Below are 23,071 nucleotides of genomic sequence, written 5' to 3' on the forward strand. Positions count from 1 at the left end.
GATATCCAAACCCTCTATAACGCTGCCAGTCTACCATGATTAAATTGGGGCATGATCAAATTCGGGCATGATTGCGCCGCGGCCGTGGCTCGCCTATCACGGGAAACTCGCCAGCCACGGTAAAAATGTCTCCGCTCACCGAAACCGTCCTTTTCGTCTTCAGCCTTGTCGGGCTCGGCTATCTCGCCGGGTGGACCGGCTATTTGAAACCGGCGAGTGGCGAGGGCATAGCCGATTTCGCGATTAGCGTGGCGATGCCACTGCTGTTGTTCCAAACGATGGTGAATGCCGATTTCCATGGCGTAGCGCCTTGGTCGCTATGGGGCGCCTATTTCGCGGCCGTGGCGATTACCTGGGCCGCCGGCCATGTCGTCACCACGCGAGTCTTCGGGCGCGATTCACGCGCTGGCGTCGTCGGCGGCGTGTCGTCGGCCTATTCCAATGTCGTGCTGCTCGGTGCTCCCTTCATTCTTGGCATATTCGGCCCGAGCGGCTTCGAAGTGCTGTCGCTGCTGGTCTCCGTGCATCTGCCGATCATGATGATGGCTTCCATCGTGCTCTTCGAAATGTTCGGCCGAAGCGGTGACGAGCACGTCCATCCCCTGCGTGTCGTCAGGAGTTTTCTGAGACGGCTGTTCCTCAATCCGCTGATCATCGGCATTCTGGCCGGGCTCGCCTGGCGCATGACCGGGGTGCCGCTTCCCGAGCTTGCTTCGCGGCTGGTCGATGCGCTGGCCGACACGGCCGGGCCGGTGGCGCTGTTTGCCATGGGCCTCAGCCTGCGCCGCTTCGGCATATCAGGCAATGTCCGGCCGGCGCTGGCGCTTTCGGCGCTGAAGCTGTTCCTGATGCCGGCGCTGGTTCTCGCCTTTGTCTGGCTGCTGGGCCTGCCGCCCCTGACAGCCAAGGTCGCGGTCGTGGTGGCGGCGCTGCCATCCGGCATCAATTCCTATCTCATCGCGGTGCAGTTCAACACCGGCCAGGCACTGGCGTCGAACCAGATGACCATCGCCACGGCCTGCGCGGCCGTCACCACGGCCTTCTGGCTGACTGTCGTCTTGCATGTTTTCGGGTAAGGCATCGGGGGTAAGCACGCCAGCTGCTCTCGTCTCGCTCTGGCCCAAGCCCTATATGCCATCTTGCGATTGCTTGCGGGCCTTGCCCTAGGTAAAGAGCATTGGCTCCGGCGTGCCGGCTTCAGTCCATGACGCACGCTCACCGAAGACTTCACAGACCGGCCCGTCAGTGCGCCGAACGGAGGATAGACCATGCTTCAGAAAACCAGCCATTTCATGCGGCAGGCCAATCTCATCAACGGTGAATGGGTGCAGGCCGACAGCGGCCAGACGGTCGATGTCAACAACCCGGCCACCGGCCTCAAGATCGGCACCGTGCCGAAATCGGGCAAGGCCGAGACCCGCCGCGCCATCGAAGCCGCCGCCGACGCTTTCAAGTCGTGGCGCAAGACCACCGCGCTCGAGCGCTCGAAGCTGCTGCGCAAGCTGCACGATGCGATGATGGACAACCAGGATGTGCTGGCCGAACTGCTGACCATCGAGCAGGGCAAGTCGCTGTTCGAATCGAAGGGCGAGATCGGTTCGGCCGCGTCCTACATCCTGTGGTTCGCCGAGGAAGGCCGCCGTACCTATGGCGACGTCGTGCCTTCGCCGTGGGCGGATCGCCGCATCCTGGTGACCAAGGAACCGGTCGGCGTCATCGCCGCCATCACGCCGTGGAATTTCCCGTCCTCGATGCTGGCCCGCAAGCTCGGCCCGGCACTCGCCGCCGGCTGCACCGCGGTCGTCAAGCCGGCCTCGCAGACACCTTACTCAGGTCTCGCCTGGGGCGCGCTGGCCGAGGAAGTTGGTTTCCCCAAGGGCGTCGTCAACATCCTGACCGGTTCGGCCAGCGAGATCGGTGACGAGATCTGTGCAAATCCGCTGGTGTCGAAGATCACCTTTACCGGCTCGACCGAGGTCGGCAAGCTTCTCATCCAGAAGTCGTCGGTCACCGTCAAGAAGGTGTCGATGGAGCTCGGCGGCAACGCGCCGTTTATCGTCTTCGATGACGCCGACCTCGAGCGTGCCGTCGCCGGTGCGATCACCGCCAAGTACCGCAATTCCGGCCAGACCTGCGTCTGCACCAACCGCTTCCTCGTCCAGGCTGGGGTTTATGACAAGTTCGTCGAGAAGCTCGCCGCTGCCAGCAACGGGCTGAAGGTCGGGTCCGGCCTCGAGGACGGTGTGCAGCAGGGGCCGCTGATCGACGAGAAGGCGGTCGAGAAGGTCGAGGAACTGATCGCCGACGCCACTGCCAAGGGCGGCAAGATCGTCGCCGGCGGCAAGCGCCATGCGCTCGGCGGTTCGTTCTTCCAGCCGACGGTCATCGCCAACGCGACGCCGAAGATGCGCTTCATGAAGGAAGAGATCTTTGGGCCGGTAGCACCGGTGTTCAAGTTCGAGACCGAAGAGGAAGCCATCGCGCTCGCCAACGACACCGAATTTGGCCTCGCCTGCTATTTCTACACCGGCGATCTCGGCCGCGCCTTCCGTGTCATGGAAGGGCTGAAATACGGCATGGTCGGCGTCAATGAAGGCCTCATCACCACGCCGGAAGCGCCGTTCGGCGGCGTCAAGGAATCAGGTCTCGGCAAGGAAGGCGGACATCAGGGCATCGAGGATTACCTCGATACCAAATATGTCTGCATCGGCGGCCTCGGCCTCTGATAGACTATCCCTGGGATGGGGAGGCCGATGGCCTGCCCATCTTTCACGGAAAACCAGCCGAACTCCTCTGGATCAACTGGCATTTACGGGCATGGCGATGAAGGACGGCGAGGTTTTCGGCACGACGCAGGCAGGCGAGCCGGTGCGTCGCTTCACGATCAGGGGCGGCGGGATCACCGCCAACATTATCGGGCTGGGAGCGATCATTCAGGATCTGCGCCTGACCGGGCACGATGCGCCGCTGGTGCTCGGCTATGACCGGCTGGAAGACTACGAGACGGATACGGCCTTCTTCGGTGCCGTCGTCGGCCGCTATGCCAACCGCATCCGCGACGGCCGCTTCACCATTGGCGGCAATCGCTACCAGACCGAGCAAAACTTCCTCGGCAAGCATACGCTGCATGGCGGCTCGCAGGGCTATTCCCACCGGCCGTGGACGGTTTCCTTGCATGGCAGGGATTTCGTCACGCTGACGCTGCACGATCCCGACGGCACGATGGGCTTTCCCGGCGCGCTCGACGTCACCTGCACCTACCGGCTGAAGATCCCCGGCACGCTCAGCGTCGAGCTGACCGCTACCTGCGAGGAGCCGACGCTGTGCAATCTCACCCAGCATTCCTATTTCAACCTGGATGATGGCGGCGCCGGCGACATTCTCGATCATAGGATGATGCTGAATGCCGGTGCCTATCTGCCGGTCGACGGCGACATGATCCCGACCGGCGTGGTCAAGCCGGTTGACGGCACGCCGTTCGATTTCCGCCAGGCGCGGCCGCTGCGCATGGAGACCGAGGGCGAACAGCTGCCTTACGACCAGAATTTCTGCCTCGCCTCGGCACGCGGGCCGCTCAAGCAGGCGGCGTGGGTCCAAGGGGCGAGTTCCGGTGTCGAAATGGAAGTATGGACCACGGAGCCGGGCGTTCAGCTCTATACCGGCCAGTATGTGACACCGCGCATCGGGCTGGAAGGGCGGAACCATAAGGCCTTTTGTGGCTTCTGCCTGGAGCCGCAGATTTGGCCGGACGCGCCGAACCGGCCCTATTTCCCGCAGGCAACGCTGTGGCCGGGCGCGATCTACCACCACGTGACGGAATACAGGTTCCGGTTACCTTAGCCTTCGAACGCGGCCCGCAACCTCTCGAAAGGTGCCAGCGCGCCGCGTACCTGCACCACGGCGGCGGCGACGCGGTGGGCACGGCGCGCGGCTTCCTGCGGCTCATGGCCGGCAAGTCGAGCCGCAAGATAGCCGCCGTTGAAAGAATCGCCGGCGCCCGTCGTATCGGCGGGAGCAGCGACATGGATCGCCGGCATTTCGCGCAGCGTTCCTCCTTTGGCGATCAGCGCCGGCGCTTCGCCATTCTTGACGACGACCTCGCCAACCAGTTTCCCGATCCGCTTAGCGGTTGCTTGCGGCGTTGCATCCTCAAACAGCATCTGCTCGTCGGGAAAGGTCGGCAATGCGATATCAGTGACGGCAAGGGCTTCGACGATCGCAGCCTGCGCTGCCTCGCGCCTGCGCCAGAGCCGTGGCCGGTAGTTGGGGTCGAAGGCGACAAGTGAACCAGCCGCCCGCGCCTCGGCGACGGCCCCCAGCAGCGTGGCGCGCGCGGCATCGTCCAGAATTGCCAAAGTGATTCCGGAAAAATAGACAAGCGCCTGATTTTCCAAGCTTTTCGACAGCGCAGCCGGGTCCGAGGCGAGCTGCCGCGCGGCGGCATCGCTACGCCAATAAGTGAAGGAACGCTCGGCGCCGGTCAGCGTGATGGCATAGAGGCCGGGCCGCGCACCCTGTATGATCGGGCTGGAGCCGATGCCGATGCCGTTTTCGGCGAAGAAATCGATCTGGCCTTGCGAGAACGGGTCGTCGCCGAAGGCCGAGACATAGGTTGCCGGTCGCTCAGTGCTCAACGCATGCAGTGCCCACAGCGTGTTGAACGTGTCGCCGGCAAAACCCATGCGCCAGTTCGGTCCCGTCTGGCCCGACAGTTCGAGCATGCATTCGCCGATCGAGGCGACGCCGTTTCCCGCCATCTGCAATCCTCCAGTGATCTCGGTGCTGTAGCTTTTTGCCATCGGCAGCGCCATGCTTGGCAAGCAGGGTTTTTTCCGCCACAGCGTTTTCCCACAGGTTGGCGGGATGCGATCCGTCCGGCAGAGCGTTGTCTGCAGAAAAGGAACCGGTTTGGCATCGATATGGCGTTATCTTCTGGCAGGTCTTGGTCTGGCTGCGTTGCTGGTCGGCATTCTCGCGGTCGTCTACCTGACGGCGCCGCGCTCAGTGCAGCCTGCCGGCCCGGATGTCTCGCGGACGAAGAACACCACCGCCGGGCTGTTCGTGGCAAGCTTCGCACCGGAACGCGGCGTTGTGCGGCAGGGCGAACTGCAATCCTGGCTGCTGACCTTGAAGACAAAGGCAGGAGCTCCGGTGGAAGGAGCCGCGATCACGATCTCCGGCGGCATGCCGCTGCACAGTCACGGCCTGCCCACCAGCCCGCAGGCGACCGACTATCTCGGCGACGGACGTTATCGCATCGAAGGGGTGAAATTCACCATGAGTGGCTGGTGGCAGCTGCATTTCGCCATCTCGGCCACCGCGGGCTCCGATACGGTGCTCTTCAACGTGGTGCTGTGAGCAAGAAATGAGGCGGCTTTCGTGTTTTCTGGCGCTGATGGTGGCCGTTATCCTTGCCGGGTGCGGCAAGCCGGATTTTTCCGACGCCGAAAAGAAGACCATCGCCTCGCTGACGCTGTCGTCGCTGCCGGCGCTCAAGCCCGACACCACCAATCGTTTTGCCGACGTGCCCGCAGCCGCAGCACTCGGCTCGACGCTGTTCTTCGACCAAGGCATGAGTGGCAACGCCACGGTGTCCTGCTCGACCTGCCACAAGATCGACCGCCAGTTCCAGGACGACCTCCCGCAAGCGGTCGGCGTCGGCCACACCAACCGGCGCACAATGCCGCTGGCCGGCGTGGCGCGCGATCCCTGGTTCTTCTGGGACGGCCGCCGCGACAGCCTGTGGGCGCAAGCACTGACGCCGCTCGAAAACCCGCTGGAGCAGGCGGGAAACCGCGCTGCCTACGCGCACTACATCAAAGCGCGCTTCGGCGAACGCTATGAGCGCATCTTCGGGCCGCTGCCCGATTTTTCCGGCATGCCGTTGAATGCCAGCCCACTTGGAAACGATGCCGAGAAGGCAGCCTGGAATGCCATGAGCGGCGCGCAGCGCGACGCCATCAACGGTGTCTTCGCCAATATCGGCAAGGCGATCGCCGCTTTCGAACGCTCGATCGAGCCGGTGCCGACGCGCTTCGACCGTTTTGCGCTGGATCTCGCCACCGGCGCCGAGCCGAAAGGCGATGCCGTCTTTTCCAAGCAGGAAATCCTTGGGCTGAAACTGTTCATCGGCAAGGCCAATTGCGTGACCTGTCACGACGGCCCGCGCTTCACCGACAACAGCTTTCACAACACCGGCGTGCCGCCCGTTGCCGGCCTGCCGCCAGATCGCGGCCGTATCGATGCCGTGGCACAGGTCGAAGCCGATCCATTCAACTGCTTCGGCGCCTATCGCGATGGCGATGCCGGCGCCTGCGGCGAACTACGGTTCATGGTCAAGTCCGCGCCGGAACTTGTTCGCGCCTACAAGACGCCGTCGCTGCGCGGAGCCGCAACGCGGCCGCCCTACATGCACGCCGGGCAGTTTTCGACGCTCGACGAGGTGGTGGCGCACTATGCGAAGGCCGCCCCCAGCGTCGAAGGGGTGTCAGAGGTTCATCCGCTGGAGCTGTCGGATCGCGAGCGCGCGGCGCTGGTGGCTTTTCTGAAGACGCTGGCGGAGTGACGTTGCCGACTATATCGGCGATTGAAAGATATTGCAAAAAAGGTATATCTAGGTCGATGAGCTGGTCGGTCGTATTTCTCAATAGCGAGGTGAGACAGGAGCTTGAGGCTCAACCGAAAGATATCTTGGCCAGCTTTCTGAGGATATCGCGCCTGATCGAGGCGCACGGCCTGCAGAAAGTCCACGAGCCATACGCTAAGCACTTGGAAGGCAGGCTTTGGGAAATGCGCATGAAGGGCCGGGATGGCATCGCTCGTGCGGTCTACGTGACCGCGGCCGAACGCCGTGTGGTAGTGGTGCGAGTGTTTGCCAAGAAGACTCAGAAGACGCCACGAAGCGAAATCGAATTGGCTCTTAAGCGAGCAAAGGAGGTTCTATGAGCCGGAAAACAATCCCCGTTGAGGACGTCGCCAAGGACTGGTTCAAGGACCCGGAATTCGTTGCCGAATACGAAGCGTTGGAGGAAGAGTTCGCGATCGCCGAAGCTTTGATCAAGGCCCGGGGTGAAGCCGACATGACTCAGGAAGAGGTCGCCGTCGCCATGGGAACGACACAGGCCGTGATTGCCCGCTTGGAGAGTGGTCGAAACATGCCTTCGACCCGAACATTGCAGCGTTTCGCCAAGGCGACAGGCTCGAAGCTCCGCATCAGCTTCGAGTCTTCGAAGCCGAAGTCGCGCACCGGTCATTGATCTACCGATCCTTCACCGTTTCCATCGCCACGAAGGTCGAGGTCTGGGCGACGTGGGGCAGGGCCGAGATGCGCTCGCCGAGCACGCGGCGATAGGCGGCGATATCCCTGGTGCGGACTTTCAGCAGATAATCGAAGCTCGACGCCATCATGTGGCACTGTTCGATCTCCGGCACGGCCTGTACGGACCGATTGAAGGCGTCGAGTGCGGCGGATCGGGTGTCGGACAATTTCACCTGGACGAAAGCGACATGACCTTCGCCCATGCGCTCGCGGTCGATGATCGCCTGGTAGCCCCTGATGTATCCGTCCTTCTCCAGCCGCTTCACGCGTGCCTGCACCGGTGTCTTCGACAGGCCGACCCTTGCCGCCAGTTCGGACATCGAAAGCCGGCCATCGCTTGCCAGCGCCGACAGGATATTCCTGTCGATGCGGTCCAATTGGTCTTCGATCATCGAAAGTGCAGCCCATATGCCAGGTTTGGGCCGCCATGATAGATCGAATGACCTGCCATGTCGATTTCTTCGGACCGGCCGAAATTTCACACCTGTGCTAGCTTGCGCCATTCGGTCCGGCGGCCGCCGGCCCGATCCCCTTTGCTCGATCCATGGGACCGCCATGCCAGCGCTTGATGCCATCCGCCAGCAGATCCGCGCCAACTACCTGCCCGACGAAGACCAGGCCGTAAAGCGACTGGCCGAAGCGACGGGGCTTTCCGGGAAAGACCGCAAGGCGATCTCGGCTCGCGCCGCCGATCTGGTGCGGGCGGTGCGCGGTTCGTCGGATCCGAGGCTGATGGAGGTCTTCCTCTCTGCCTACGGCCTCTCCACCAAGGAAGGCGTGGCGCTGATGTGCCTGGCGGAGGCGCTGTTGAGGGTGCCCGACACCGAGACCATGGATGATCTCATCGCCGACAAGATCGCGCCGCACGACTGGTCGGCGCATTCGGGTGGCTCGAGCTCGATCTTCGTCAACGCCTCGACCTGGGCGCTGATGCTGACCGGCCGCGTCCTCGACGAAGGCGAAGGCGGCATCGAAGGCACGCTGCGCTCGATGGTGCGGCGGCTGGGCGAGCCGGTCATCCGCAAGGCGGTGGCCGCCGCCATGCGCGAAATGGGCGAGCAGTTCGTGCTCGGCCGCACCATCGCGGAAGCCGTCAAGCGCGGCCGTCCGATGACGCAGAAGGGTTATCTCTATTCCTTCGACATGCTGGGCGAGGCGGCCCGCACCGAGGCCGACGCCTTGCGCTATCACAAGGCCTATGCCGACGCGATTTCGTCGCTCGATTCCGGCTCCAACGGTCCCGATATCAGGCAAAACCACGGAATTTCGGTCAAGCTTTCGGCGCTGCATCCGCGCTACGAGGTGGCGCAGAAGGACGAGATGCTGCCTGTGATGGCCGAGCGGCTCTTGTCGCTGGCGCTTGCCGCGCGCCATTCGCGCATGGGCCTCAACATCGATGCCGAGGAAGCCGACCGTCTCGATCTGTCGCTCGACGTTATCGAACGCGTGCTGGCCGAGCCGGAGCTGGCCGGCTGGAACGGTTTTGGTGTGGTGGTGCAGGCGTATGGGCCACGCGCGGCCTTCGCCATCGACTGGCTCTACGCGCTGGCCAGGAAATACGACCGCAACATCATGGTGCGGCTGGTCAAGGGTGCCTATTGGGACACCGAGATCAAGCGGGCGCAGACGCTCGGACTGTCGGGCTATCCCGTCTTCACCCGCAAGGCCAACACCGACGTTTCCTACATAGCTTGCGCGAAAAAGCTGCTGTCGATGACCGACCGCATCTATCCGCAATTCGCCACCCATAATGCCCACACCGTCGCCGCCATCCTGTCGATGGCGGACAATCGCGATTCCTTCGAGTTCCAGCGCCTGCACGGCATGGGCGAGGCGCTGCATGAGACGGTGCGACGGTCCGAAGGCACGCGCTGCCGCATCTATGCACCGGTCGGCGCGCATTCCGATCTGCTTGCCTATCTGGTTCGCCGGCTGCTGGAGAACGGCGCCAATTCCTCCTTCGTGCATCAACTGACCGATGAGGATGTCGAGCCGGAGGACATTGCGTGTGATCCGCTCGAAACGGTCGAGACCCAGGGTCCGGCCGCCAATCCGGCGATTGCCCGGCCTTCCCAGATTTTTGGCGCTAGCCGACGCAATTCCAGGGGTTTTGACATCACCGACACGGTGACGCTGGCTACGATCGACGAGGCCAAGGCCGCCTTCGCCGGGCCGGATCGTTGGCACGCCAAGCCGATCACCCGTGCCGCCGGCTACGACAAGCAGCGTCCGATCGTCAACCCGGCAAAGCCTTCCGAAGTGGTCGGCACGGTCAGCGAAGCCGCTGCCAAGCAAGTCGCGACGGCCGTGCGCTTTGCGGTGGAAGCGCAGCCGGCCTGGGCAAAGCGTCCCGTGGCCGAGCGCGCGGCGATCCTCAACCGCGCCGCCGATCTCTATGAGGCGAATGCGGTCGAGTTCTTCGCGCTCGCCACACGGGAGGCCGGCAAATCGTTGGCCGATGGCGTCGCCGAGGTGCGAGAGGCCGTCGACTTTCTGCGCTACTACGCCACCGAGGCGGCCAATGCGGAGGCGGGTACGCAAGCGCGCGGCGCCATCGTCTGCATTTCGCCGTGGAATTTCCCGCTCGCCATCTTCACCGGCCAGATCGCCGCCGCACTTGTCACCGGCAATTCGGTGATCGCCAAGCCGGCCGAGCAGACACCGCTGATCGCCTTTCGGGCCGTCGAATTGCTGCGCGAGGCCGGCGTGCCGGAAGATGTCATCCAGCTTCTGCCTGGAGACGGCCCATCGGTCGGCGGCCCGCTGACATCAGATCCGCGCATTGCCGGCGTCTGCTTCACCGGCTCGACCGAGGTTGCCAAGCTGATCGAGAAGCAGTTGGCCGAGACGGCCGCGCCCGACGCCATGCTGATCGCCGAGACCGGCGGTCTCAACGCGATGATCGTCGATTCCACCGCACTACCCGAGCAGGCGGTGCGCGACATCCTGGCCTCGGCTTTCCAGAGTGCCGGCCAGCGCTGCTCGGCGCTGCGCGTTCTCTATGTGCAGAAGGACGTCGAGAAGAAGATGCTGGAGATGCTGAAGGGCGCCATGGAAGCGCTCAGCATCGGCGATCCCTGGCGGATTTCGACCGATGTCGGCCCGGTCATCGACGACGAGGCGCAGGCTTCGATCCGCGAGTATTGCACGAAAATGGGCCTGCAGGGCCGGCTCATTGCCAAGCTCGAAGCACCCAAGGAGGGTCGCTTCGTCGCGCCACACGTCTTCCGGGTCAAGGGCATCGAAGACATGGAGCGCGAAGTGTTCGGGCCGGTGCTGCATGTCGCCACCTTTGACGCCGACGACATCGATGCGGTCATCGCCGCGATCAACCGCAAGGGCTATGGCCTGACCTTTGGCCTGCACACCCGCATAGAGGGCCGCGTGCAGCATTTCGTCGACGGCATCCATGCCGGCAACATCTACGTCAACCGCAACCAGATCGGCGCTGTAGTCGGCTCACAGCCGTTTGGCGGCGAGGGGCTTTCCGGCACCGGACCCAAGGCCGGCGGCCCGCACTATCTCAGGCGCTTCCGCAAGGGGCCGGAGGCCGGCACGCATTTGCAGGATGGCCATAAGGTGACGGCGACCGAACTTGCCGACAATCTGCCCGATCCCACACTTGGCGGCTGGTCGACGCGCCCGGACCGCATCGCCATTCTGAGGAAGCATTTGCGCGGCAAGGGTGCCGCGGCCATTGGTGCCGCCGCCGGCATCGACTTCGGCCAGGTCGACCTGCCCGGGCCGACAGGCGAGGCCAACACACTCTCCCTGTCGTCACGCGGACGGGTGCTGTGCCTTGGCCCTGATGGCGATACGCTGCTCGCGCAGACGATCCAGGCGCTTGCTGCCGGCAACGCGGTGCTGGCCGTTGCGCCGGGTGCGCCGGCAGCACTCTCCGCGCTGACCGGCAAGGGCCTGCCGCTGGCCGCCATCGACGGTCGGCCGGATCCTGTCGAAGCACGCTCGCTGCGCGTCGATGTCGTTGCCTTTTCCGGCACGCCCGAGGCCGCACGCATCGTGCGCAAGGTCATCGCCGACCGCTCCGGCCCGATCGTGCCGCTGGTCAGCGAGGTGCTGAACCCGGCCGCCTATGCGCATGAGCGTGCGGTCTGCGTCGACACCACGGCCGCCGGTGGCAATGCGAGCCTGCTGGCCGGAGCTTGATCCGGCCAATCGCTACGCGCCTTCGACGACCGAAAAACCCTCGAACTGGGGGTGGCCGAGATAGTGGACTTTTGTCGTGCCGACATTTCTATGGGCGGCCCGAAAATTCTCCGATTTAGTCCAGGCGACGAAATCAGCGTGGCTCGCCCACACCGTGTGCGAGGCAAACAGCGTGTAGCCTTCGGTCTCGTTGACCGGGCCGCGCAGCAGATGAAATTCCCGAAACCCTTTCATCTCCGCGAGGCTGGAGTCACGGTTCTTCCACACAGCTTCGAAATCGTTCTCCGAGCCGATCTGCACCTTGAAGCGGTTCATGGCGATGTACATGGTGGTTCCTTTCATGCGGTTTTGAACTTTGACGATCGACGGATGGAGTAACGGGGCGACGGAGGCTCAGAACGGGCCGATTGGCGCTTTGAAGCGCCAGCTCAACAGTCCGGTCTCCGGCGGAATGGGAGGGAAAGGTGCCTGTTTTCGCACCAGCTCCAACGCGAATTGATCGAGCTCCGGAGAGCCTGAGCTTTTGGCAAGCTGCAAGTCGCTGATGTTTCCATTGGCCAGCACCACAAATGCCACCATTGCGTTGTTGCGGGCTGTCGTTTGCGCCGCTTTCGAAACGCGGCGATTGGCGCGAGCCAATTTGCCGGCCACCTCGCCGCTATAGCGAGACGCTGCCGCGTTGCCGGCATCGGTTTGTTTTCTGCCTTTGCTGGCAATTGCCGCTTTTATCTCGTGGCCGTCCGCTGTGCCGCGCTTTTCGTATTGTTCGCTTGCAGTTCCTGGGGCGGCTGCCGGAGTTGGCCTGGCGCTGGGAATCGGCGGCTGCTCCGGAACGGCCACAGGCGCCTCGGTGCTCTGAGGCTGAACCGTCGGCTGTGCGGGCGTTTCGGCCTTGGGAGCCACGCTCTGGTCATCGGAGCGGGGGGCGCCGGCCACCAATATGTCCGGGGTGACCGCCTGCTGTTTGACAGGTTCCGGCAAAGGCTTGAGCGGCGGCTTTGCCGCTTCCCTGGCTGGTTGAGAAGGTTCCGTTGGCGGCGACGGCTTGGGCGGCGTTGCCGGCTGTGGTTTGGCCGGTTGCGGGTTCGGCACCAGCGCGACATTTATTGCCGCCGGGTCCTTGTCCAGCGCGCTGCCGACCACCTTGGTGCCGGACTGATCGCTGCCTTCCGACTGCATCGCGTCCGGGAAACTGGAGATTCCCGAGGGCGAGATCAGGAAGGCCGCCGCCACCGCGGCGTGGAGCAGGCAGGAGATGACGATCGCTGCCGTCCATTTGCGGTTCCAGGCCGATGGCCGCGGCAGCGCAAGCGGCTCGGCTGGTTTTATGGCCAGCTCTGCGCCGGCGTCTGGGAGGGGGCTGATATCCTGCATGTCTCGCGGCGAGACCTGCAGTGACACGACCAGAATTGTCAAATCAAGATCGCTTGGTCCAAACGTGTGGGAGCCGGCGATCGGCCACGCCACAGTGTTTTGCAGGAATGCGGGATGCAGCCCCACCTCAGACGCCGAAAGCGATACCGGTCTTGGTGCCCGTCTTCAGCTTGCGCATGCAGGCATTCGGTTCGATGCCGGTGCCGGTGCATTCGGTCGCGCTGTTGATCAGAACGCGGCTGACCTTCGCACATTCGGTGCCGGCCAGATCAAAGCGCGTCACCTTGGTCTTGCCGGCAGGCAATTCCTTGAAGTCGAGCACGGTCAGCCGGTCGACGACGCCGGCCTCGTTGAACAGGGCGATCTCGAACGCCGCCTTGGACAGGTCGGCGCCGAGATTGTTGTTGACCACGAAAGTCAGGCGGCAACCCTTGTCGGAAGGTTGCGCAGCGTTGAGTTCGAGGGTGAGGACCGGCGCGGATTCTTGTGCCCACGCCGGAACCATCGCAAGTGACATCGCCAGCGTCGAAGTCAGCAGACGAAGGGATGTCGTCAAGCTCCTCATGGTCATCAGCCTCCAAACCGCATCGTTGCCGCCAGCTTCAAGGTGACGCCGGGCTCATAGACCGCAACTGTCGTGCTGCCGTTGAGCGGGTTGGCGTATTTGACATCGAACAGGTTGTCGGCACGGAAATCAATCTTCAAATTGTCGGTCGCCTGATAGCTGGCGAAGGCATTGACCAGCGTGTAGTTCTTGGCCACCGTATTGCCCTTCGGCTTGCCATTGTATTGCACCTCGCCGCCGACAGTCAGCTTGTCCTCGAGGAAGCGCAGGCCGAGCTGCGCGGTGACCTGGGAGGAGGGGATTGTGGCGAGGTCCGCTCTCTCGCCTTCATACGATATGGTGTGACCGTTGATGATAGAGGCCGAAAGTCCGGCATAGCCCCACGCCGCGTCGTAAACACCTTCCATCTCGAAGCCGTTGATCTTGGCCTTTGCGAAGTTCTGATATTGGAAGCAGATCGGGATCCCTGGGCCGAACGGGCAGCCGCTGGTCGGGTCGAATGCCGACAGCGTCACGCCATCGATGTAGTCGTCGACATCGTTGTTGAAATAGGCCGCCTTGAGACGGAACGCGTCGCCAGCCTCCAGAATGTCGTTCTGCTTGTAGTTGACGCCGAATTCGGTCGTCTTGCCGGTCTCGGGCCGCAGATTGGGATTGGGCAGGAACGGGAAGCTGACGCCTGCCGGGTGATTGCCGCTGATCAGCGTCTCGGCTATCGACGGCGAGCGATAGCCCTCGGCATAGGTGCCATAGAACTGAAGGCCGGCAAGACCTGCCGATTCGAACGGGGAGACGCCGACGGTGATGCGCGGCGATACCCTATCGCCAGAGATGTCGTGGGTGTCATCCTTGAGGCTGTAGCTGTCGTAGCGGAGACCAGCGATAACTTCGAGCCAATCCCAGGTGAGCTTATCCTGCACATAAGCGCCGGAGACATTGCGCTTGCCTGACGGCGTGTAGAAGCTGTCGCCACCCGCCGCACCGCCGGTCTTGACGTTATCGCCGACCCAATCGCCGCCGTAGGTCAGTTCATGCGCGATCCCACTCGTTTCGAAGCGGGACGTATTCCAGATGTCGATGCCGGTCGTGCCGACGTCGAATGTCGACTGCGATCCCGCCGGCAAGACAATCGGCAGGCCGGTGACAGGGTTGAACCGCTTCTGAGCTACAAGGCTGGTCAGGTCGAGATTGGTCTTGTTGTAGGAGGTGTTGATGTGGAGATCGAGCCAGCTCTTGTCCTCATCCGTGATGTTGTAGCGCGCCGTGAAGGTGTTCGACTTCAGGTCGACGTCATTGACCGGCACGCCGCCGCTAATCTCGTTCCAGCCGTCGCTTGAGCCGACCCAACCGAGCTTCAGCTCGCTGTTGTCAGTCGGGCGGATGGTGGTCTTGAGCAGGCCGCTGAGCACGTCGAAGCCGGTGCCCTTGACCGTGTCGCCGCCGCCATCCTTGTAGTCGTCATAGTTGCGGTAGACGATGTTGCCGAGCGCGTCCCAATTCTCGTTGAGGCGGTAGGCGCCGGATGCGCTTGATGTCCAACCCTTGCCGTTGCTCTCATAGCGCCCCGTGACTGAGCCAGCCCATGTCTCGTCCGGCTTGAGAAAATCCGCCGCATCTTTGGTGTCGAAGAAGACGACGCCGCCGATGGCGCCCGAACCGTAGGTGTTGGCGACGGGGCCGCGGATCACATCGACGGATTTGACGAGTTCGGGGTCGATGTAGAATGTCGATTGCGTGCCGTGGTCGGAACGCTGGAAATTCTGGCGGGCGCCGTCGACGATGACGGCGACGCGGCCAAAGTCCTGCAGGCCGCGGATGTTGATGCTGGTGCTGACGCGCCTGGCGTCCGCCTGCGCGGCGACACCTGGCACGCCGAGCAGCATCTCGTTCGGCGTCGTCGCCATGCGGCGGTCGAGCTGTTCCTGGTCGACATGGCTGGTCGATGCCAGCGATTCGATCGCGGTCTCGCCGGTGCGGCTGACGACGAGGATCTGGTCGAGCAGCGTTGCTCCCGCTGGTGCGGCCTTTTCCTCGTCAGCCTTCTTCGTTTGATCCGCCGGCTTCGCCGCCTGCTGAGCGTTGGCCAGTTGCGCCGACAAGGCGATCGCCGCCACGCTTGCCAGCAAAGCCGCCGCGCCGTTCGCCGCCGACCGGCCGCGCCATTCCCAATTCACCAACCCCATGCCCCAACTCCAAAGTCCAGGTTTCATGCTGGCTGGCCCGGGGCTGGCTGGCATTTTTGATCGTGTCCGGCGTCTTAAATCTTGACTAATTTAATCCGGTATTGCACTGACTAGTAAACATGATTATTCAAGTCAAGAAATGAATCGGATTACGCAACGCCTAGCCAGACGCCCGGCACAGGAAAGGGATCGATCCAGATGAACACCCACAATCCCAACGACTTTCGCCATCGCGTCCGCCGTTCCGACGATGCCTCCGCCCGTTTCGACCGGGTTCCGCTGGCGGTGCGAACCCTGTCCAGCAACACCCTGTTCCAGGGTGAACATGAGATCGGCATCGAGCATCATGGCGCGCTCTACCGACTGAAGATTACCCGCCAGGGCAAGCTCATTCTCAACAAGTAAGACAAGAGCGGTTCACCGTTTCACGGAAACGCCGAACCGCTCTATCTCTTTGTTTTAACGCAATTCCGGACGGAAAACCGTTTCACACTTTTCCTGGAATTGCTCTAGGCGACAGGGACGAAACATGGACCAGCGCGTAAAACCCGCCCCGCATGAAATCCGGCGGGCACGGACAGACAATCCGAAGACGCGCGAGCGCGATCTGGCTGCCCAGCTCGGCATTTCGGAGGCCGAACTGGTCGCAGCCCATTGCGGCGACGGCGTCGTGCGCGTCGAGCCACGCGTCAACGATCTTCTGACCGGCCTCGAGGCCGTCGGCGAGGTCATGGCGCTGACCCGCAACGAGAGCGCGGTGCACGAAAAGATCGGCGTCTATGACAAGGTCGTCACCGGCAATCACAATGCCATGGTGCTCGGCGAAAACATCGACCTGCGCATCTTCCCGAAAGTCTGGGCGCACGGCTTTGCCGTGGAAAAGCGCGATGGCGACGAAATCCGCCGCAGCTTGCAGTTCTTCGATGCGGCCGGCGAGGCCGTGCACAAGGTGCATCTGCGGCCGGCCTCCAGCCTTTATGCCTATCAGAAGCTGGTCGCTGCGCTCGAATCGTCCAATCAGGGGCCGACGGTCGACATTTCAGGGCCGCTCCCGGATGACGAGGTCCGCGGTGACGAAGCGACCGCCAATCTCGACGATCTGCGCGACCGCTGGAGCCGGCTGACCGACGTGCACCAGTTCTTCGGCATGCTGAAGACGCTGAAACTCAGCCGCCGGCAGGCAGTGCGCATGGTCGGCCAGGACTATGCCTGGCTGCTCGACAATGACGCCGTCCGGGCCATGTTCCATCACGCCGCGGAGGGCGAAATGCCGATCATGTGCTTTGTCGGAAACCGCGGCTGCATCCAGATCCATTCCGGCCCGATCAAATCCATCAAGCCGATGGGACCATGGATCAATGTGCTGGACGAAACCTTCCATTTACACCTGCGAACCGACCACATCCACGAGGTCTGGGCCGTGCGCAAGCCGACCAAGGACGGTCATGTCACCTCGCTCGAAGTCTATGATGCCGACGGCAAGATGATCATCCAGTTCTTCGGCAAGCGTCATGAGGGCGAAAGCGAGCGTGACGACTGGCGGTTCCTGGCCGAAAACCTGCCGCGCATCCCAAGCCCGACCTGAGGATTATAGCCATGATTTCCTTTTTCAGACGAGCGCCTGTCCTCGGCTTGGCGCCCATCTTAAGATCGGTAATGGGGCCGGCGATCGGTCTTTCCCTGGCTTTCGTTGCGCTGCAGCCTGCCAACGCCACCGAAGGGACGGCTGTGTTTGCCGATCCCTCGAAGATCGCGGCCATTGGCGGCTCGATCACCGAGATCGTCTATGCGCTCGGCGAGGAGAAGCATCTGGTGGCTCGCGATTCCACCAGCCGGTACCCAAAGGCGGCGCTTGAGCTGCCCGATGTCGGCTACATGCGCGCGCTGTCACCGGAAGGCGTGCTCTCGGTCAACCCGACCGGCATCCTGGCGCTGCATGGCAGCGGTCCCAAGGAAGCCGTCGATGTCCTGAAGAAGGCGAGCGTCCCGTTCATCGAGGTGCCCGAGCACTATAGCCACGAAGGCGTCCTCGAGAAGGTCCGCATCGTCGGCAAGGCGCTCGGCGTCGATGCCAAGGCCGAGCTGCTCGCCAAGCAGCTTGATGCCAAACTCACGGCCGCCGAGAAGCAGACCGCGTCGATCAAGGAGCGCAAGCGCATCCTGTTCGTGCTGTCAGTACAGGGCGGCAAGATCCTGGCGGCCGGCAGCGACACCGCCGCCGACGGCATGGTCAAGCTGGCCGGCGGGGTCAATGCCGTTGAGGGCTTTTCCGGCTACAAGCAAATGTCCGACGAGGCGATCATAACCGCCAGGCCGGACGTGATCCTGATGATGAGCAATGCCGGGCCTCCGGTATCGGACGACGAACTGTTCGGCAATCCGTCGATCGCCTCGACGCCGGCCGGAACGGCGCGCAAGCTGATCCGCATCGACGGCGCCTATCTGCTCGGCTTCGGGCCACGCACGGCCGATGCCATCCACGACCTTGCCGTCTCGCTTTATGGCGGGCAGGTCACGGACTGAGCGGGCGGATCATGGTCGATCAATCGATCGCCGGCCCAGTGATGGCGAGCGCATCCGAAGGCGACCGGTCGGGCCGCGCCCGCATCGTCATTCTTCTGCTGTGCCTGGGGCTAGCGGCTGCCGTTTTTCTGTCACTGACATCGGGGGCGTCGGATGCATCGGCCATCAACGTCATTGGCGGCTGGCTGTTCGGCACAGTGCCTGATGACGCCGTGCTGAGCGCCCGCGACAGCCTGATCGTCTACGACATCCGCTTGCCGCGCATCATCCTCGGCATGCTGGTCGGCGCGGCGCTAGCGGTCTCCGGTGCGGTCATGCAGGGACTGTTCCGCAATCCGCTGGCCGACCCCGGCCTGATCGGCGTTTCGGCTGGCTCCAGCCTCGGCGCGGTTGCCGTCATCGTGCTCGGCACCACAATATTGGCTCCGGTGACAGCCCTACTCGGCACGCTTGCACTGCCGCTGGCAGCATTCTGCGGCGGGCTGGCAACGACTCTGGTGCTTTATCAGGTCGCGACGCGGCGGGGGCAAACCTCGGTCGCCACCATGCTTCTCGCCGGCATCGCGTTGGCAGCGCTCGCCATGGCGCTGACCGGCATCCTGATCTTCATGGCCGATGATCGACAGTTGCGCGACCTGACCTTCTGGCAGCTCGGATCGCTCGGCGGCGCGACCTGGGCGAAGATCGCTTCGGTCGGGCCGATCATCGTGCTGGCGCTGGCGGCGATGCCGTTCCTGGCACGCGGCCTCAACGCACTGGCGCTGGGCGAGGCGACCGCCGGCCATCTCGGCATTCCGGTGCAGCGGCTGAAATACACGGCCATTGTCGGCGTCTCGGCGGCGGTCGGCGCGTCCGTCGCCGTCAGTGGCGGCATCGGCTTCGTCGGCATCGTGGTGCCGCATCTGCTGCGCCTGCTGATCGGCCCCGACAATCGTTATCTGCTGCCCGCTTCGGCGCTGCTCGGTGCCTCGCTGCTGCTTCTGGCCGATGCGGTCGCGCGCACCATCGTTGCGCCGGCCGAATTGCCGATCGGCATCGTCACCGCGATAACAGGCGCGCCGTTCTTCCTTTGGATCCTGCTGCGCAAGCGCGGCGTCGTCGATTTATGAGGCTTGGATGATCGAGGCCAAGGATGTTTCGGTTGATATCGCCGGCAAGCCTATCGTCAGCGGTGTCGATTTCCACGCGCGGCCAGGCGAGATTGCCGCCATCGTCGGCCCCAATGGTTCGGGCAAAACGACCTTCCTCAAGGCGCTTTCCGGCGAACTCGCCTACACCGGGCGCGTCGCGCTCAACGGCCGCGATCTCTGCGCGATGAAGCCGGTCGAAACCGCGGTTCATCGGGCGGTGCTGCCGCAGGCGACGACGCTGTCGTTCCCGTTCACGGTGCGAGAGGTGGTCAAGCTTGGACTTGTTGGCGGCCGTTCGGGCGTCTTGCCGGGCGAGAATGCGCGGCTGCCGGAACGGGCGCTGGCGCGTGTCGATCTTGACGGCTTTGCCGGGCGTTTCTACCAGGAGCTTTCCGGCGGCGAGCAACAGCGCGTCCAGCTCGCGCGCGTGCTGTGCCAGGTCTGGGCGCCGGTGCTCGACGGCAAGCCGCGCTATCTTTTCCTCGACGAGCCGGTTTCCAGCCTCGACATCAAGCACCAGCTGATCATCATGAACATTGCCCGCGACTTTGCCAGAAGGGGCGGCGGCGTGGTCGCCATTCTGCATGACCTCAATCTCACGGCCATGTATGCCGACCGGATCTTTGTCATGCATCGCGGCCGGCTGGCCGCCACCGGGTCGCCGCAGGACGTGCTGAGCGATGATCTGATCGAAAAGGTGTTCGACTGCCGGCTCAGGGTCGGCGTGCTGCCGGCTGGCAACGTGCCGTTCGTGCTGCCGCAATCAGCGGTCTATTGATATTCAGGTGAGGCCGGCCTGCGAATGGCGATTTCCTGCGCTTCCGGTACTCACGTACCCAAACGTACGCTCCGTTCCGGTTCTCGGAACCCACCATTCTCGACTCGGCCTGACCTGAATCTCAACAGACCTACTCAAACGCCGAGAGACTTGCTCACGCAGCCGGGGCGCGGCGCTCCAGCATGTCGATGCCGAGCAAATTGCGCACATTCGGCCGCGCTGCCACCAGATCGGCGATCGTATAGCGCTCCAGCACAGCGAAGAACGCATTCAGCGCCTCGCGCAGCGCCGAATTCAGCGCGCAGCTATCGACCAGCGGGCATTCGGCGGCATCGTTCTCGAAGCATTCGGCCATGGCGAAGCTCTCCTCCGTCACGCGCACGACATCGAACAGGCTGATGGCTTCCGCCGCCCGGCCGAGCTTGACGCCGCCATTCCTGCCACGCACGGTCTGGACAAGGCCGTGCTCGACCAACGGCTGCAGGATCTTGAACAGGAAAAGCTCCGACACCGAATAGGCGGCCGCGATCTCGGGGATACGGCTCAATCGGTCATCATTCGCCGCGCAATACATCAAGATGCGCATGGCATAGTTGGTCTGGCGCGTAAGCCGCATTTTGTCCTCACAAGACACTGGTGCGGTGCAACCACGCCAGGTTTCAAAAATTTGCTGATGCGGCTTTAACCCGAAATTCCGGATTCGCCACATTGGCCTTGGCGGAATATGGCCTATACCTTGGAATAATTCCAGACTAGCCCCGCACAATAGGTGATTTTTCTTCTCAACTTTGTGTGCGCAGCCGGGCAAGGTTCTGGGCGAAGCCGGCTGTCGCGGGTATTCCGATCGTCGAAGCACTAAATAGGCTCAGATCGACGAGGAGCGGCTCATCCATGTCACAATCGGCTTCGTCCCTGGCGCCTGTCCGTTTCGATGCCGACGCGGATGCCAAGCTTTCCGCGTTGCGGCGGACAAAATTCGTCGCGGCGGCCGCACTGGCGCTTTGCGTGCTGGTGTTTGCGCTCGCCAAGTCATTCGAGCACATACATCCGTGGCTCGGCTTCGTCGCCGCCTTCGCCGAGGCCGCGACCATAGGCGGCCTGGCCGACTGGTATGCGGTGGTGGCGCTGTTCAGGCGGCCGCTGGGGCTGCCGATCCCGCACACCGCCATCATCCCCGAGAACCAGAGCCGCATCGCCGACAATCTCGGCCGCTTCATCGAGGTTAACTTCCTGGCGCCTGAACCGGTGCGTGAAAAGCTCGCCGAGGTCGATTTTTCGGCGCTGGTCGCCGACTGGTTGGCCGATGCCGAGCGCGCCGCCGGCCTGTCGCGCTTCGTCGTGCGGCTGGTGCCGCAGACGCTCGCGGCTGTCGAGCAATCCGGCCTGCGCGGCTTCGTCACCAGCCGCATGCTCGAACAGATCGAGAAAGTGCCGCTGGCGCCGCTGGCCGCCGAGCTGCTCTCCGCGCTCACCGATGATCGCCGCCACCAGAAACTGTTCGACGAGTTCACCAAGGTGATCGGCCGGTTTCTCAACGACGAGAAGGCGCTAGCGACGATGCGCGAGAAAATCCGCGAAGAGCTGCCATCGCTGTTCAACCTGTTCCGTGCCGACGCCTATCTCCTGAAGAAGATCGTCGCCTCGGCCGGCTCGCTGCTCGACGAGGTGCGGGCCGACCCCGACCACCCAATGCGCGCCGAATTCGACCATTTCGCCCAAGGCTTCATCGAAAAGCTCAGGACATCGAAGCAATACGCCAAACGCGCCGAGAAGCTGAAGCGCGATTTCCTGGCCCGGCCGGAGGTCAGGGGATTGGCCGGCGACATGTGGGCAAGCCTTAGCCAGTTCATCGAGCAGGATGCCAAGGCGCCCAATTCGGTCATCCGTGCGCATCTTGCCAACATGTTCGTCGAGGTCGGCCGCCATCTTGCCAGCGATGCGCAGATCCGGGCCGACATGAACCAGGGGTTCGTGGTGGCGCTTGCGTCGTTCGTGGAAAGCCAGAAGAGCGGCGTGTCGACATTCATCGCCGATCAGGTCAAGCGCTGGGACCTTGCCCAGTTGACGCGGCTGATCGAGATGAACATCGGCAGGGACCTGCAATACATCCGCTTCAATGGCATGATCATCGGCGGGCTGGCCGGCGTCGTGCTTTATGTCGCCGAGCGGCTGTTCCTCGCCGGCTGACGCCGGTTTCGGGTCGGTGCCGCCGCAGGGTTACGAACTCGGGTTAACGGGTTGTTTCGGAGCCTTTGCCGGCGCGTAGGCTGACGGACATCAAACGAAAAACCCGCCTGTGCGGCGGGTCACTGGCGCAAATCAGCACCATAGGCAAATATATACCTTAGCTGACGTCACCGAGTCAAGAAAAAATTCCTATCGTGCAGCAAAAAAAGCTACCGATACCGCCGAACTGGCTGTCGTCAGTGTTTTGCTAACCTGAGTTCGGAGCCCGGCCGCACTCGAATGGACACGCGGCACTTCGGTGCTATTCTCTTCTGCGGGAGCGCAAACGGCGGCGATAGGGGGAGAAGACCAACATGGCCAAGCAACCGGAATCCGATTCCTTCATGGACATGTTCGGCCGGTTCGGCCGCGACCTGAAGGTGCCCAATGTCGATGTCGAGGCGATCCTCGCCCATCATCGCAAGAACCTCGAAGCGCTGGAGAAATCGGCACGAGCCGGTGCCGCCGGCGCGACCTCGCTGTTGTCCAGGCAGCGCGAGATGCTGCAGGACACGCTGCGCGAAGTCACAGACATGGCGCGAAGCTACAGGGCGCCGGGCAATCCGCAGGAACTGATGGCCAAACAGACGGAGTTTGCCAAAAAGTCCTTCGAGGCCGCACTGAAGAATGCCGGCGAAGTGGCTGAGCTGGTCAAGAAATCCGGCACCGAATCGGTCGACATCCTGCGCACGCGCATCAAGGAGGCGATGGAGGAAATCCGCGCCGGCTACGAGAAGAAGTAACCTTCTCTGACCTTGACGGTTTGCTGCTGTCGGAAGCCCGGAAAGTCAAGAAATCCCGATTTGA

The 23,071-nt window shown here is 63.0% G+C and carries 22 protein-coding genes; 15 read left to right on the forward strand and 7 right to left on the reverse strand.

What is annotated here, in order from left to right:
• Positions 1-125: 125 nt before the first annotated feature.
• From ACSQ3L_RS17390 to ACSQ3L_RS17400, 3 genes are all read left to right on the forward strand, one after another.
• Positions 126-1,076, forward strand: a complete 951-nt coding sequence (locus ACSQ3L_RS17390) for an AEC family transporter (RefSeq protein WP_436161070.1) — start codon at positions 126-128, stop codon at positions 1,074-1,076.
• Positions 1,077-1,268: 192 nt separating this feature from the next.
• Positions 1,269-2,726: an NAD-dependent succinate-semialdehyde dehydrogenase gene (locus ACSQ3L_RS17395; protein ID WP_436161071.1), complete on the forward strand. Its 1,458-nt coding sequence runs from the start codon at positions 1,269-1,271 to the stop codon at positions 2,724-2,726.
• Between the two features lie 91 nt (positions 2,727-2,817).
• Positions 2,818-3,840: an aldose epimerase family protein gene (locus ACSQ3L_RS17400; RefSeq protein WP_436161072.1), complete on the forward strand. Its 1,023-nt coding sequence runs from the start codon at positions 2,818-2,820 to the stop codon at positions 3,838-3,840.
• Here ACSQ3L_RS17400 and ACSQ3L_RS17405 read toward each other — a convergent pair.
• Positions 3,837-4,757, reverse strand: a complete 921-nt coding sequence (locus ACSQ3L_RS17405; RefSeq protein ID WP_436163470.1) for a sugar kinase — start codon at positions 4,755-4,757, stop codon at positions 3,837-3,839. The two genes, ACSQ3L_RS17400 and ACSQ3L_RS17405, sit on opposite strands and share 4 nt — an antisense overlap.
• A 151-nt stretch (positions 4,758-4,908) precedes the next feature.
• Between ACSQ3L_RS17405 and ACSQ3L_RS17410 the strand changes: the two genes are divergently transcribed.
• From ACSQ3L_RS17410 to ACSQ3L_RS17425, 4 genes are read left to right on the forward strand one after another with little or no spacing between them, the layout of a single operon-like run.
• The gene (locus ACSQ3L_RS17410; protein ID WP_436163471.1) at positions 4,909-5,358 is read left to right on the forward strand and encodes a FixH family protein; all 450 of its coding nucleotides are present in this window, start codon (positions 4,909-4,911) and stop codon (positions 5,356-5,358) included.
• Positions 5,359-5,365: 7 nt separating this feature from the next.
• Entirely contained in the window at positions 5,366-6,565 is a 1,200-nt protein-coding gene (locus ACSQ3L_RS17415; protein WP_436161073.1) for a cytochrome-c peroxidase, read from the forward strand.
• Between the two features lie 56 nt (positions 6,566-6,621).
• A complete protein-coding gene (locus ACSQ3L_RS17420) occupies positions 6,622-6,945 on the forward strand; it encodes a type II toxin-antitoxin system RelE/ParE family toxin (protein ID WP_436161074.1) in 324 nt (107 codons plus the stop codon).
• Positions 6,942-7,256 carry a helix-turn-helix domain-containing protein gene (locus ACSQ3L_RS17425; protein WP_436161075.1) on the forward strand — a complete coding sequence of 105 codons (315 nt, stop codon included), beginning with the start codon at positions 6,942-6,944 and terminating at the stop codon, positions 7,254-7,256. The genes ACSQ3L_RS17420 and ACSQ3L_RS17425 overlap by 4 nt, the downstream gene beginning before the upstream one ends.
• 1 nt (position 7,257) lies before the next feature.
• Here ACSQ3L_RS17425 and ACSQ3L_RS17430 read toward each other — a convergent pair whose 3' ends face one another.
• Positions 7,258-7,710 (reverse strand): Lrp/AsnC family transcriptional regulator, encoded by a 453-nt coding sequence (locus ACSQ3L_RS17430; protein WP_436161076.1) that lies wholly within the window; start codon positions 7,708-7,710, stop codon positions 7,258-7,260.
• A gap of 163 nt (positions 7,711-7,873) precedes the next feature.
• Here ACSQ3L_RS17430 and putA point away from each other — a divergent pair, with 163 nt between their 5' ends.
• Positions 7,874-11,485, forward strand: a complete 3,612-nt coding sequence (gene putA / locus ACSQ3L_RS17435) for a bifunctional proline dehydrogenase/L-glutamate gamma-semialdehyde dehydrogenase PutA (RefSeq protein WP_436161077.1) — start codon at positions 7,874-7,876, stop codon at positions 11,483-11,485.
• Positions 11,486-11,497: 12 nt separating this feature from the next.
• Here putA and ACSQ3L_RS17440 read toward each other — a convergent pair whose 3' ends face one another.
• The 4 genes from ACSQ3L_RS17440 to ACSQ3L_RS17455 form a co-directional block, all read right to left on the reverse strand.
• Complete coding sequence (locus tag ACSQ3L_RS17440; RefSeq protein ID WP_436161078.1) at positions 11,498-11,812, reverse strand: antibiotic biosynthesis monooxygenase family protein; 315 nt, start codon at positions 11,810-11,812, stop codon at positions 11,498-11,500.
• Between the two features lie 66 nt (positions 11,813-11,878).
• The gene (locus tag ACSQ3L_RS17445) at positions 11,879-12,901 is read right to left on the reverse strand and encodes a TonB family protein (protein ID WP_436161079.1); all 1,023 of its coding nucleotides are present in this window, start codon (positions 12,899-12,901) and stop codon (positions 11,879-11,881) included.
• Between the two features lie 85 nt (positions 12,902-12,986).
• Positions 12,987-13,424, reverse strand: coding sequence for a hypothetical protein (locus tag ACSQ3L_RS17450; RefSeq protein ID WP_436161080.1), 438 nt, complete (start codon positions 13,422-13,424; stop codon positions 12,987-12,989).
• Between the two features lie 5 nt (positions 13,425-13,429).
• Positions 13,430-15,607 (reverse strand): TonB-dependent hemoglobin/transferrin/lactoferrin family receptor, encoded by a 2,178-nt coding sequence (locus ACSQ3L_RS17455; RefSeq protein WP_436161081.1) that lies wholly within the window; start codon positions 15,605-15,607, stop codon positions 13,430-13,432.
• Positions 15,608-15,805: 198 nt separating this feature from the next.
• On the opposite strand from ACSQ3L_RS17455, the gene hemP reads away from it, so the two are divergent.
• The 5 genes from hemP (at position 15,806) to ACSQ3L_RS17480 (ending at position 20,038) form a co-directional block, all read left to right on the forward strand.
• A complete protein-coding gene (hemP, locus tag ACSQ3L_RS17460; RefSeq protein ID WP_436161082.1) occupies positions 15,806-16,012 on the forward strand; it encodes a hemin uptake protein HemP in 207 nt (68 codons plus the stop codon).
• A gap of 124 nt (positions 16,013-16,136) precedes the next feature.
• The gene (locus ACSQ3L_RS17465) at positions 16,137-17,192 is read left to right on the forward strand and encodes a hemin-degrading factor (RefSeq protein ID WP_436161083.1); all 1,056 of its coding nucleotides are present in this window, start codon (positions 16,137-16,139) and stop codon (positions 17,190-17,192) included.
• 71 nt (positions 17,193-17,263) lie between these two features.
• Complete coding sequence (locus ACSQ3L_RS17470; protein WP_436161084.1) at positions 17,264-18,130, forward strand: heme/hemin ABC transporter substrate-binding protein; 867 nt, start codon at positions 17,264-17,266, stop codon at positions 18,128-18,130.
• A gap of 11 nt (positions 18,131-18,141) precedes the next feature.
• On the forward strand, positions 18,142-19,239 hold the full coding sequence (locus ACSQ3L_RS17475) for a FecCD family ABC transporter permease (protein ID WP_436161085.1): 1,098 nt from the start codon (positions 18,142-18,144) through the stop codon (positions 19,237-19,239).
• 7 nt (positions 19,240-19,246) lie between these two features.
• The gene (locus ACSQ3L_RS17480) at positions 19,247-20,038 is read left to right on the forward strand and encodes a heme ABC transporter ATP-binding protein (protein ID WP_436161086.1); all 792 of its coding nucleotides are present in this window, start codon (positions 19,247-19,249) and stop codon (positions 20,036-20,038) included.
• 154 nt (positions 20,039-20,192) lie between these two features.
• Here ACSQ3L_RS17480 and rirA read toward each other — a convergent pair whose 3' ends face one another.
• Complete coding sequence (rirA, locus tag ACSQ3L_RS17485) at positions 20,193-20,654, reverse strand: iron-responsive transcriptional regulator RirA (RefSeq protein WP_127267528.1); 462 nt, start codon at positions 20,652-20,654, stop codon at positions 20,193-20,195.
• 275 nt (positions 20,655-20,929) lie between these two features.
• Between rirA and ACSQ3L_RS17490 the strand changes: the two genes are divergently transcribed.
• Entirely contained in the window at positions 20,930-22,225 is a 1,296-nt protein-coding gene (locus ACSQ3L_RS17490) for a DUF445 domain-containing protein (RefSeq protein WP_436161087.1), read from the forward strand.
• A 353-nt stretch (positions 22,226-22,578) separates the two neighbouring features.
• Positions 22,579-23,007: a phasin family protein gene (locus ACSQ3L_RS17495; RefSeq protein ID WP_436161088.1), complete on the forward strand. Its 429-nt coding sequence runs from the start codon at positions 22,579-22,581 to the stop codon at positions 23,005-23,007.
• Positions 23,008-23,071: the final 64 nt, after the last annotated feature.

This window comes from Mesorhizobium sp. LjRoot246, assembly GCF_964254115.1.
In the GTDB taxonomy this organism is placed as follows: Bacteria; Pseudomonadota; Alphaproteobacteria; order Rhizobiales; family Rhizobiaceae; genus Mesorhizobium.